Below are 11,659 nucleotides of genomic sequence, written 5' to 3' on the forward strand. Positions count from 1 at the left end.
CAACGCTCCAACTCCTCATCGGATTCGGCGGTTCACGTGGGGGGCGCCGCGAGGAGGAATCTGTCCTTCCTCCTCGTGAGAGCGCTCTCAGAATCGTGGTCCGGACCAGAGGTGTCAATGCGTCGCGCGTCGAATTCCTGGATGAAGAACGGGAGTTGGCGGGGTCACACCGTTCATTTGGTGTGGCCCCGCCGGAGTGTGCGGACCGGCGCGGTTACGGCTTCGGCGCCGCCGAGACCACCGGTCCCCGGTCGGTCCAGCCGCCGTGGCCGTCCCCGCCCGCCCACACGCGCACGGACGCCTCCGTGGCCGAGGGGCCGGCCAGGATGTAGTCCGCGTTGCCGTCGCCGCTGAAGTCGGCCAGCGAGACGCGGTCCGTGTCGGGGGTGGAGCCGGTCGTGGTGGTGCCCAGGTCGACCCAGCCGCCCCGGGCGTCGCCGCCCCGGTTGAGGAAGCTGCGGACCGCGCCGTCCTGCCCCAGCACGCTGTAGTCGGGGCGGCCGTCGTCGTCGAGGTCGGCGAACCGCACCCGGCTCGCGTCGGCGGTCACGCCGGTGGCGACCCGGCCCCGGTCGCTCCAGCCGCCGTTCCCGTCGCCGCCCCGGTTGAGCCGGACCCGTACTTCACCGGTGGAGCCGAGGGTGACGTAGTCGGTGCGGCCGTCGCCGTCGAAGTCCGCGAACAGCACCTGGCCCGCGTCCGCCGTGGTGCCGTCGGTGACGCGCTGCGGCGGCAGCCAGCCGCCGTGGCCCTCGCCGCCCCGGTGCAGCCGTACGGAGACGGCGCCGTCGGCTTCCAGGGTGAGGCAGTCGGCGCGGCCGTCGCCGTCGAAGTCCGCGAAGCGCACCCGGGCCGGGTCGTCGGGCAGACCGTCGAGGACCCTGCCGAGCGGCCGCCAGCCGCCGCGCCCGTCGCCGCCCCGGTTGAGCCGGACGAGGACGCCGCCGTACCCGTCGAGCGTGAAGTGGTCCATGCGGCGGTCGCCGTCGAGGTCCGCCCAGCGCACCGGGTTCGCGCCGCCCGCCTCGGTGCCGGCGCCCAGCGCGGGGCCGCCGGACTCCCAGCCCCGGCGCCACACCTCCTCCAGGGGCTGGAAGAAGGACCAGGCCATCCGCCGGAACCCGGCGTCGTTGGGGTGGAGCTGGTCCAGGAACTCGCCCGAGGTCAGCGCGGGCGGCTCCACGTAGCGGAACTTCCGTCCCGCCGCGCGCTCGGTGTCCTCCAGCTCCCTGGCCCGTACGTTGAACTCCTCGGCGGGCTTCTCCAGACCGCTCGTCGTGGGGATGAGGCCCATCACGAGGACCGTGACGTCCGGCTTGTCCGCGTAGACGCGGTCGACGAGGGCGGCGAGGCGGTCGGGGGCGTGCGGCAGGTCGATGCCCCGGGCGATGTCGTTGATCCCGATGTGCAGCAGCACGACGTCGGGGCGGGCCCCGGCCATCCAGCCGTCGATACCGGCGGTGAGCTGGTCGATGACGTAGCCGCTGTGGCCCTCGTTGGAGAAGTCGGCGAAGCTGCCGGAGGCCTTCGAGCCCACGAACCGTACGGTGTACCGCCTTTCCAGCCGCATGAGCTGCCACAGCGGGCGGCGGTAGGAGGAGAGGGTGGGGCTGCCACCGCCCCAGGTGATCGAGTCGCCCAGCGGCATCACCCGCAGGACCGGGGTGCCCCGGTGGTCGGCGGCCGAGGGGCTCGCGGGCAGGGTCGCCAGAGAGAGCGCGCCCGTGAGAGCGAGGAGACAGCGGGTCAACCGGATACGTCTCATGATCTTCCTCCAGCCGAAAAGGCGCCGGTGACGCCTTGTCTTGACGGGGCATCAGTTGCCACGGCAGTCATGGGATCACTCCCGACCACCGTCTCGCGCGTTCTTGTACAGCAGGAGAACCCGGCCGGAGCAGCGGACGGCGCCCGTGTTGACGCGCGCTGGACAAATAACGAGGGGCGGGAAACGCCCCCTTGCCCGCATGACGCGCCGCGCGCACGGTACTCGCAGAACGAGGACGCGCGAACCCCGCGCACCCGACTACCGACCCCCAGGAGGTGGCTTCGGATGACGGAGCCGATCAGCCCGGCCGTGGAGAAGCCCGAGAGCCCCGACATCGACGAATACCGCAGCGGCACTTCGGGCACCACCCTGCAGACCGCGCGCAGCGGCGCGGGTCAGCCACCCGCGACCCGGGGCCGCACGACGATCGCCGGGGGCGTGGTGGAGAAGATCGCCGGTCTCGCCGCGCGCGAGGTGCCGGGCATCCACGCGCTGGGCGGCGGGTTCGCCCGTACCATCGGCGCGATGCGCGACCGGGTGCCGCGGGCGCGCGGCGCGTCCGTCAGCCGCGGTGTGAAGGTCGAGGTCGGTGAGCGGCAGACCGCGATCGACCTGGACGTGGTGGTGGAGTACGGCGTGAGCATCACGGCGGTCGCGGCCGAGGTGCGCGAGAACGTCATCGCGGCTGTGGAGCGGATGACGGGCCTGGAGGTGGTGGAGGTCAACATCTCCGTCGACGACGTCCATCTGCCGGACGAGGGGGGCTCGGAGGGATCCGAGGTCCGCGTGCAGTAGTCGGCTGGGCCGCCGGGGCACGGTGCAGCTTCGTCGGGGGCCGCCGGGGCACGGTGCCGCTTCGTCGGGGGCCGCCGGGGCCGGGTGCTGCTTCGTTCGGGGCCGCCGAGGGACGGTGCTGCGTCGTTCCGGGCCGCCGAGGTGGCCCGGCGGCCCCGTCCTGGGCGGCCGGGCAGCACTCCCCCCGCGCCCGGAGCTGAGTTCCCCGGCCCCGGACACCGGTGTGCGGGGGGGGCGGGCACCCGGCGGCGCGCCCGCTCGGATCGTCCGAAACGCAGCGGTACGGTGCCGCCGGTCGGGCCCCGAAGAGGCCGCCGGCTCGGCCGGGTTCGGCCCAGCCGAACCGGGGGTTCAGCCAGCCGAGTTCAGCCGAGGCGCACCGGCTCCAGCCGAGCCGGACCGGGGCCAGCCACCTGACCGGGTTCGGCCCAGCCCGACCGGGGCCAGCCGCCCGACCGGGTTCGGCCCAGCCGGACCGGGGCCGGCCGCCCGACCGGGTTCGGCCCAGCCGGACCGGATCCGGGCGTCCCACCGGTTCAGCCCAGGCGGACCGGGATCTCCTGGTAGCCGAAGGCGATGAAGGACGGCACCTGGCTCAGCTCGTCCGGCTTCGCGGCGAGGCTCAGGGCGGGGAAGCGGTCGAAGAGGGCGGGCAGTGCGGTGAGCGCCTCCATCCGGGCCAGGGGCGCGCCGATGCAGCGGTGGACGCCGATGCCGAAGGCCAGGTGGTCGTCGGCGGCGCGGGTGGCGTCGAAGGAGCCGGCGTCCTCGCCGTAGTGGGCCGGGTCGTGGCCGGCCGCGGCGTAGGTGGTGACGATGGCGTCGCCCGCCGGGATGGTCACCCCGTCGACGGTGATGTCGCTGACGGCGAACCGCAGCGGCAGGGTGGCGATGGACGGGTGGACGCGCAGCACCTCGTCGATCACGTTGTCCCAGCCGATCTCGCCGGAGCGGACCGCGGCGAGCTGGTCGGGGTGGTGGAGCAGGTCGACGACGGCGTTGCCGATGAGGTTGACGGTCGTCTCGAAGCCGGCGCCTATGACGAGCAGCAGCGTGTAGACGAGCTCCTCGTTGCTGAGCCGGTCGCCGTCCTCGTCACGGACCTTGATCAGCTCGGTGGTCATGTCGTCGCCGGGCACCTCGCTCTTGAACGCGATGAGCGCGGGCAGCACATAGGCGATCTGCTTCTGGACGGACTCGGCGTGCTCGGGGCTCGGGTCCGAGGTGTCCATGATGGCCGCGATCAGCCGGGCCATGTCCTTGACCAAGTAGTCGGGGACGCCGAAGAGTTCGCAGATCAGCCGCATCGGCAGGGGGTGCGCGTAGGCGGCCTTCAGATCGGCCGTCTCACCGGAGGCGCCCGCCTCGGCGAGCGAGTCGAGCAGCTCGGCGGTGATCTGCTCCACCCGGGCGCGCATCGCCTCGGTGCGCCGGGCGGTGAAGCTGGGCGCGACCAGCCTGCGCAGCCGGGTGTGGTCGGCCCCGTAGGTGGAGAGCATGTTGATCACGCCGACCCAGCCCAGGATCCAGCCCCAGTCGGGGTGCTCCCCCAGCTCCGGCCACAGCCTCCAGTGCTGTCGCGGGTCCTTGCTGACCCGGGGGTCCAGGATGAGGGACTTGAGGGTGTCGTAACGGGTGGGCGCCCAGGCGGGGATCCCCCCCGGCAGCTCGACGGGCACCACCGCGCCGAGCGCGCGCAGCCTGGCGCTCTCGGCGGGGATGTCGGCGCCGAACGGGTCGAGGGGCACTCGCGTGGACGAGGTCATGCTCGTTCTCCTGGCTGGTCGGGGATGCGCGGGGTGAAGCGGACGGGCAGCGACGTGAGCGAACGGTGGAACGGGCCGGGGCGCCAGGTCAGGCGCCCGCGCTCGGTGGTGGGGGTGAGGTCGGGCAGCCACTGGGTGAGCCGCTCGATGGCCTCGGTGGCGATGAGCAGGGTGTGCTGCTTGACGGGGCAGCCGTGGTCGCCCGCCGACCAGGACAGGTGGGAGGCGTCGTGCGGGTGGTGCGACCCGGCGTGGTCGTGCTCCGCGAAGTGGCCGATGGCGCCGTAGGAGACGACGACCGGCACGGCGGCCTGGATCCACACGCCGTGGAAGCTCAGCGACCGGCGGGCGAAGTGGATGCCGTAGTTGGACAGCGGTGTCTCGTACCGCAGCACCTCGGCCACCGCGTCCGCGACCGGGCGCGAGCCGCTGGTCAGGGTGGAGTAGTAGGCGGGGTTGCCGAGGATGCGCGACAGCGCGTTGGAGACGAGGTTGGCGGTGGGCTCGTGGCCCGCGCCGAGGGTGAGGAACACCTGCCAGGTGACCTCCTCGGGGGTGAGTCCCGCCGGGTGGTCCAGGAGGCGGCTGGTGAGGTCGTCGCCGCGCCGCTCGCTCTTGGCGGCGATGAGTTCCAGGACGTAGCGGCCGTACTCGGCCTCGCCCCGCGCTGCCTGCTCGCCGCCCTCCATCATCTGGCCGAGCGCGTCGTTGAGGCGGCCGCTCTCGCTGTCGGGCAGGCCGAAGAGGTTGTTGAAGACCAGTGCCATCAGGGGCCGGGCGAACTCGGCGACGAGGTCGGCCCGCCCGGCCGGCCCGAAGCGGCCCACCAGGATGTCCACCGCCCGGTGCACCCGCTCGCGCAGGTCGTGCGGCTCGACCAGGTCGAAGGCGTCGAGGAGGGTGCGGCGGTAGCGGATGTGGGCGTCGCCGTCGGCGAAGAGGGCGTTGGGCCGCCACCGCATCATGCCGAGGATCGGCGAGTCCGCGGCGACCGTGGCCTCCCAGGGCCGGGGGTCGTGGGACCAGGTGTCGCCGTCGTGCAGCAGGTCCAGCGCGGCCCGCCGGTCGGTGACGACGTACGCGGGGACGCCCGGGGCGAGTTCGGCCCAGCCGACGGGGCCCTGGGCGCGCAGCGCCGCGTAGTAGGCGTGCGGGTCGGCGGCGAAGCCGTCCTCCCACAGCCGCACCGGCGCGGAGAGCGAGAAGGCGGCTGCGGGGGCGGGATAGGCGGGGTGGGCGTTCACCGGGTCTCCGGGCGGTTGCGGGCGATCAGGTGCTGGACGAGCGCGAGGAGGGCGTCGATGGAGGAGTTGGTGTCGCGGGCGTCGCACGTCACCATCGGGGTGCCGGCCTCCAGGTCGAGGGCGCGGCGCAGCTGCTCCTCGGTGTACGGGCGGGAGTCGGGGAAGGTGTTGAGCGCGACCGCGTACGGCAGTCCGGTCTCCTCCACCAGGCCGAGCACGTCGAAGGAGTCGTCGATGCGGCGGGTGTCCACCAGGACGAGCGCGCCGAGCGCCCCGTAGGCGATGTCGGCCCACAGCGAGCGGAAACGTTCCTGCCCGGGGGTGCCGAAGAGGTAGAGCACCACTCCCCCGCCCAGGCTGATCCGCCCGAAGTCGATGGCGACCGTGGTGGTGGTCTTGTCCCGGACCCCGGCGAGGTCGTCCACCGTGGCGGACGCCTCGCTCAGGTGCTCCTCGGTGTGCAGCGGGCGGATCTCCGAGACCGAGTCGATCAGGGTGGTCTTGCCCACCCCGAACGGCCCCGCGACCAGGATCTTCACCAGCTCGCGCGCGGTGTCGGGCAGATGGATCCCCCGGGCCCCGGCGGCGCCGGTGGAGCCGGGGCTACTGCTTGAGGGCGCGGAGGCCATCGGCCACTCTCTTCAACAGATCGGGTGCGGGCAGGGCGGCGACGGGAATCGGCGGGCGGGCGCTCACCAGCCCCTGGTCGACGAGGGCGGCGGCGAGCACCCGCACGGCCGAGACCGGCAGTTCGAGCAGCGCGGCCGTCTCGACGACGGTGAGCGAGCCGCCGTCCAGCACGTCCAGCAGGGCGTGCTGGGCGGCGGGCAGTCCGGCGGGCTCCGGACCGCCCCCGCCGGTCAGCACCGACAGCCGCTCCAGGCTGTTGCGGCTGGGCCGGGCGACCCCGCCGGTGGACAGATAGGCGGGGACCAGCGGGCGGCCGCCGCGGCGGCCCGTCATACGTGGGTGGCGCCGTCGGCCGTGCGCGGCGCCGCCGCCATGGTCTTCTCGCCGAGCCGGGCCACCTGGGAGTGGACGCGGTGGGCGAGCAGGTCGAGCCGGACCTCCGGGTCGCCGAAGGCGGCCACACAGGTGCCGTGGGCGGTCGGCGCGACCAGGATGTAGCCGTGGTCGGACTCGATGACCACCTGGCGGATCCGGGCGTCCTCCTGGTCCGCGAAGGCCGCCGCCGCGGTGCGGCAGGCGCCCTGCACGGTGCTCATGATGGCGGCCGTGCGCTCGGCGGACGCCTGGGACAGGGCCTGGGTGTAGCCGGAGACGAGACCGTCCCGGGTGAGCAGGACGGCGGCCTGGACGTGCGGGATCTCCAGGATCGCGTCCAGTACCCACGCCGTCTCGCCGGTGGTGCCGCTGGTCATCGCGGTTCGTTCCCTTCGGTGGGGGCGGCGGAGCGGGCCGCGGCGGTGCCGGACTGCAGTGCGCCGAGCGCGGCGGCCGACTCCTCGGGGGTACGGGCGGGCGCCGCGGCCGTCTCGGCGGGCAGCGCGGCCCGGGTGCGGCGGCGCCGCTGGGGCAGCGCGTCGCCGTCGGGCGCGGGTTCGGGGGCGGGCGCGCCGGGGGCGTACACGGCGGCGGGCCGGGGCACAGGGGGCACGGCGGGCACGGCGGGCTCCAGGGCGTGTTCCGGTGCCGTCCGCACCTCGGGGGTGCGGGTGGAGCGGGGGGCCGCCGCGGCGGGCGGCCGGCTCGCCGGGTCGATCCGGCTCAGCAGGTGGTTCTTGACCAGGAGCACCGCGCGGACGCCGCCGTAGGGCGACGGCGAGGACAGGTCCACCGAGAGGTCGAACTGCCGGGTCAGCTGGCCGATCGCGGCCAGGCCCATCCGGGGCGGGTCGCCGAGTTCGGAGAGCAGGATCGCCTCGGTGCCGGCCACCATCCGCTGCGCGTAGGCGCGTTCGTCGCGGCTCATGCCGACCCCGGCGTCGTCGATGGTGACCGAGACGCCGTGGTGGGCGCGTTCGAGGTTGACCACGACCTCGGTGTCCGGGGCGGAGTGGCGCAGCGCGTTGTCGAGCAGCTCGGCCACGATGATCGCGACGGGCTCGACGGCGTGCGAGACGAGCGCGGTGCCCGGCTCCAGATGGTTGTGGATGCGCACCCGGTGGTAGCCCACCAGCCGGGACTGACCGCCCGTCACCGCGTCCACCAGGTGCGACTCCTCGCGGGCCAGGCCGACCCAGGCGCCGCAGACCACGGCGGTGACCTGGGCGCGCCGCAGCGACTGCTCGTTCTCGTGGTCGAGGGCGAAGAGCGTCTGGGCGAGCTCCGGGTCGTCGTAGCGCTGCTGGAGTCCGCGCAGGTGGTCCTGGAGGCGGTAGAGCCCGGCCTGGATCTCCCGGGTGGCGCCGCGCATGCCCGCGCGGGCGGCGGCGTCGACCCGCTTGCGCTCCTGCGCCACGGCGGTCGCGACGCCTTCGAGGACGCCGTCCAGGCCCGCGCCGAGCTCGGTGCCGGCGAGGTCCGGGTGGAGCGGGCCGGGCACCTGCACGTGCGGATGCGCGGCCCGGGTCGCCTCGGCCGGGACGCGGCGCTGGGCGAGATGGGCGACCTCCGCGGCGTACGCCCGGGAGAGGCGGGCCGCTTCGGCGCGGGCGCCCTCCCCCTGGGAGCGCAGCTCGGCGATCTCCTCCCGCTGCCGGGCCGTCCGGCGCCGGGAGCGCAGCAGCCCGCCCCCCAGCACGAACGCGGACAGGGTCCCGGCCGCCAGGCCTCCGGCGGCCAGGTCCGGTATCTCAATCATCTGATGGGCCTTCGGGGGAGATCGGGAGAAGGGCATGTGGACGACCGCCCCGGAAGGCGAACGTGGCCAGTACACACTGTCATTGACCGGTCCCGCACTGTTTTACACGAAGATGCTTTCGAACCTGAACGCGGGAGTCCGAATCTTGACGAAACGTCGGGGTGCCGGCAGGGGCGCGTCCTCACGGGTTGTTGAAGAAATCGCGGACCCGGTAGCGGCGGCGCCGCCCGCGCCCGCCGTACTCGTCGTCGTCCTCGTCGTCGTCCGGGTGGTGCAGCACCGTCCAGCTCACCGCCGAGACGGCCGGCTCCAACGACAGCCTGCTCACCGCCTCTTCGAGGAGGCTGTCGTCGCGGCGCTCGGTGGTGAGCTCGGCGGTCACCGTCACCCTGCCGGGGGCGTCGGCGTCCTGGCTGTGCACCGAGCGCAGCCGGAACCCCGGTCCGGTCAGGGCCTGGACGGAGAGGATGCGCACATGCGCCTCCTCCGGCTCGGTGCACACCACCTCGAACAGGTAGTCGGTACCGACCTCGACACCGCCGTGCGGCTCGCGGTCCAGGCGCCGCCCCAGCGGCCGCAGCAGCAGATTGGCGCCGACCACCCCGGCGGTGCCGAGCGCGGCCACCGCGTAGAGCCCGGCCCCGGCGAGCGCCCCGACCGCGGCCGAACACCACAGGGTGGCGGCCGTGTTCAGACCCCGTACGCTCAGACCGTCCCGCATGATGACACCGGCGCCCAGGAAGCCGATGCCCGAGACGATCTGCGCGGCCACCCGGGAGCCGTCGTAACCGCTGGTGCTGGTGGCGTCGACGAAGCCGTACGTCGAGAGCAGCACGAACAGCGCGGAGCCGGCCGCCACCAGCGCGTTGGTCCGCAGCCCCGCCATCCGGGCCCGCCACTGGCGCTCCAGGCCGATGATCCCGCCATAGCCCAGGCCCGCCCCGATGTTGGCGGCCGTGTGCCACTCGTTGAGCATGTTCCGTACTCCTCGCCGTCCGTCCGTCCCCCTCCTATCGGCCACCGGCGCCCCGGTGTTGAACCGGATCGGCGGGCGGGGCCCGTTCGGCCCTCGTTAGGCTGGGCGGACACCGCCGCACGCACCGCTCGGAGGAGTCGTGGACATCCGGACCGCACAGGAGCAGGCCTGGGCGAACAAGGTCGAGAAGGGGTTCAACGTCACCGACGTGCCGCTGGAGTTCGGTCTGCTCACCGCCGAGGTGGGCGAGGCGTTCACGGCCTGGCGCAAGCGGCTTCCGGATTTCGGCGAGGAGCTGGCCGACGTCTTCCTCTATCTGGTGGCGCTGGCCGAGATGAACGGCGTGGACCTGGACGAGGAGGTCGCCCGCAAACTGGAGAAGAACCGCCGCCGCGCCTACGCGCGCGACGAGCACGGCGTTCTGGTCCGGGTCACCGAGGGCTGAGTGCCCCGGCGCGGTGTCACGTGTGCGCGGCCGCCCAGGCCGTGAGCTCGGCGCGGGCCGCGTTCAGCAGGTCGGCGGACGGGTCGCTGGCGCCGTCGGTGACCAGCGCGAAGTGGACACCGCCCCGGTCCGGTGCGGTGAGCAGTAGCCGGCGGCTGCCGGTGCCGCCGGGCTCGGGCGCCACGGCGACGGGGGTCTGCGGCGTGTAGCGGGGCGGCCGGTGGACCGCGCCGAGGTCGGAGACGACCGTGGTCGCGGCGAAGGAGGCCGGCAGATGCAGCTCGGTGGGCGCGGCCGGGCCGCCCGGGCGCCACAGGAGCAGACCGTAGCGGCCGGTGCCGACGAGCCGGGCCACCTGCGGCAGCGATGCCGGGACGGGGTTCCACGTCTGGGTGGTGGAGCCGTCGCGGGAGCGGTCCTCGTAGGTGAAGGCGAGCACGCGGCCGGCCGTGGCCGAGGGGTAGAGCCGGTCCAGGAGGCGGGCGTCCTGGCGCAGGACGGGGGCGCCCGCGTCGTCGCGGCGGACGGCCGAGAGGTCCTCGTCGTTCCAGGCGTCACCGGCCGTGAGGACCTTGCCGGGGTTGCCGTTCATCAGCTCGTGGTGGCGTCCGCTGTACAGGTCCCACTGCCACTGGGTGCCCGACAGGACGGGACCGGACGCCGACGGGTCCGACCACCAGGCGGCTCCGTCGAGGCGGGAGTCCAGCCCCTGGTACATCGCCTTGAGGACACTGGGGGCCTTGTCGGCGACGGTCCCGGAGAGCGGATGGCCGAACTCGCCGACGACCGCGGCCGTGCTCGCGGCGGCGGCCCGGTCGCGCACGGCGCCGAGGTCGCGCGCGTACTGGCCGTCGCCCGCCTTGCCCCACATGAAGACGCCGGAGATCGCCTTCTGGTCGTAGAAGTGGGTGTTGAACACATAGCGCGGCCCGAGGGCGCCCGCGTCGAGCAGACCGCCCTCCTGGCGCTGGAAGTCGATGTTGGCGTTCCAGAAGAGGTTGGGCTCCACATAGGCGGGTTTGGCCTGCCAGCCCGCCGCGTCCATCGCGGTCCGGAAGCGGGTGTAGAAGGGCCAGAGCACCTCACGCTCCCAGGCGCGGCTGGTCTGCCCGCTGTCGTAGCTGCCCGCGTGCGGTTCGTTGTACGGGTCGAACCCGGCGACGGCCGCGAACTCCTCGGCGGTGAGGTGCTGGGCCAGATAGCCCAGGGTGGTCCGGGCGGTGGTGAGGAAGGCGTCCTGGATGCCGCGCGCGTTGTGCCAGAAGTCGTGGGTGGCACGCTTGACGGCCTCGTTCTGGGTGATGTTCTGGCCCCAGAACAGGCAGATCCCGCAGGACTCGCGCGGATAGCCACCGTCCGCTACGGCCCAGGCGGGAGCCCCGTCGCCGGTGTACCAGCTGCCCGCGTCGAAGAGGTGGCGGGAGAACAGGTCCTGGTGGAAGTCGGGCAGCACCCGGACCCCGGCGTCCAGGAAGGCCCGCATCTGCTCGGTGACGGCCGCGAGATACCCCTGGTCCACCTGGCCGCGTACGGGCTCGGCGGACGCCCAGGAGAGCAGGAAGCGTACGGTGTTGGCGCCGCCCAGGGCGCGTACGGCGGTCGCCGCGGCGCGGGCGTCGGCGACCGAGGCGAACGACAGTCCCCCGTGTTCGGCCAGCTTGGTCTCACCGGAGACGTTGTAGCCGCGCAGCACCACCTCGCGGCCGAGCCCGTCGACCAGCCGCCCGTCCTCGACGGTGAGCGCGGAGGCGGTGGCGCCGTCGAACCACTGGGCGTCGGGGAGCCCCTCCGCCCCGGAGGCCGGGGAGCCCCCGGCCCCGAGGAGCGCGGCGAGCAGGACGAGGACCCCGAACGGACGCGCCCACGACTTTGGCATGCCCATCACCATCGCGGCGGCCCGGAGC

At 73.8% G+C, this 11,659-nt stretch carries 11 protein-coding genes; 2 read left to right on the top strand and 9 right to left on the bottom strand.

Annotation, left to right across the window (positions count from 1 at the left end; translation table 11 throughout):
- Positions 1–214: 214 nt before the first annotated feature.
- Positions 215–1,765, bottom strand: a complete 1,551-nt coding sequence (locus AC069K_RS06620; RefSeq protein ID WP_478612736.1) for an FG-GAP-like repeat-containing protein — start codon at positions 1,763–1,765, stop codon at positions 215–217.
- Positions 1,766–2,050: 285 nt separating this feature from the next.
- Here AC069K_RS06620 and AC069K_RS06625 point away from each other — a divergent pair, with 285 nt between their 5' ends.
- Positions 2,051–2,560 (top strand): Asp23/Gls24 family envelope stress response protein, encoded by a 510-nt coding sequence (locus AC069K_RS06625; RefSeq protein ID WP_358836831.1) that lies wholly within the window; start codon positions 2,051–2,053, stop codon positions 2,558–2,560.
- Between the two features lie 536 nt (positions 2,561–3,096).
- Here AC069K_RS06625 and AC069K_RS06630 read toward each other — a convergent pair.
- The 7 genes from AC069K_RS06630 to AC069K_RS06660 form a co-directional block, all read right to left on the bottom strand.
- Positions 3,097–4,326: a cytochrome P450 family protein gene (locus tag AC069K_RS06630; RefSeq protein ID WP_478612739.1), complete on the bottom strand. Its 1,230-nt coding sequence runs from the start codon at positions 4,324–4,326 to the stop codon at positions 3,097–3,099.
- The gene (locus tag AC069K_RS06635) at positions 4,323–5,570 is read right to left on the bottom strand and encodes a cytochrome P450 family protein (RefSeq protein WP_478612742.1); all 1,248 of its coding nucleotides are present in this window, start codon (positions 5,568–5,570) and stop codon (positions 4,323–4,325) included. The genes AC069K_RS06630 and AC069K_RS06635 overlap by 4 nt, the downstream gene beginning before the upstream one ends.
- Positions 5,567–6,199 carry a GTP-binding protein gene (locus tag AC069K_RS06640; RefSeq protein ID WP_358836828.1) on the bottom strand — a complete coding sequence of 211 codons (633 nt, stop codon included), beginning with the start codon at positions 6,197–6,199 and terminating at the stop codon, positions 5,567–5,569. Before AC069K_RS06640 ends, AC069K_RS06635 begins: the two co-directional genes overlap by 4 nt.
- Entirely contained in the window at positions 6,174–6,533 is a 360-nt protein-coding gene (locus tag AC069K_RS06645) for a DUF742 domain-containing protein (protein ID WP_365101371.1), read from the bottom strand. Before AC069K_RS06645 ends, AC069K_RS06640 begins: the two co-directional genes overlap by 26 nt.
- Positions 6,530–6,952 (bottom strand): roadblock/LC7 domain-containing protein, encoded by a 423-nt coding sequence (locus AC069K_RS06650; protein ID WP_358990018.1) that lies wholly within the window; start codon positions 6,950–6,952, stop codon positions 6,530–6,532. Before AC069K_RS06650 ends, AC069K_RS06645 begins: the two co-directional genes overlap by 4 nt.
- On the bottom strand, positions 6,949–8,334 hold the full coding sequence (locus AC069K_RS06655; RefSeq protein WP_478612747.1) for an ATP-binding protein: 1,386 nt from the start codon (positions 8,332–8,334) through the stop codon (positions 6,949–6,951). The genes AC069K_RS06650 and AC069K_RS06655 overlap by 4 nt, the downstream gene beginning before the upstream one ends.
- A 181-nt stretch (positions 8,335–8,515) precedes the next feature.
- On the bottom strand, positions 8,516–9,310 hold the full coding sequence (locus tag AC069K_RS06660; RefSeq protein ID WP_365101375.1) for an MgtC/SapB family protein: 795 nt from the start codon (positions 9,308–9,310) through the stop codon (positions 8,516–8,518).
- Between the two features lie 139 nt (positions 9,311–9,449).
- On the opposite strand from AC069K_RS06660, the gene AC069K_RS06665 reads away from it, so the two are divergent.
- A complete protein-coding gene (locus AC069K_RS06665; RefSeq protein ID WP_365101377.1) occupies positions 9,450–9,755 on the top strand; it encodes a MazG-like family protein in 306 nt (101 codons plus the stop codon).
- Positions 9,756–9,771: 16 nt separating this feature from the next.
- Here AC069K_RS06665 and AC069K_RS06670 read toward each other — a convergent pair whose 3' ends face one another.
- Positions 9,772–11,631 carry a cellulase family glycosylhydrolase gene (locus AC069K_RS06670; RefSeq protein WP_478612751.1) on the bottom strand — a complete coding sequence of 620 codons (1,860 nt, stop codon included), beginning with the start codon at positions 11,629–11,631 and terminating at the stop codon, positions 9,772–9,774.
- Between the last annotated feature and the right edge of the window lie 28 nt (positions 11,632–11,659).

It is taken from the genome of Streptomyces sp. NPDC043908 (assembly GCF_056435525.1).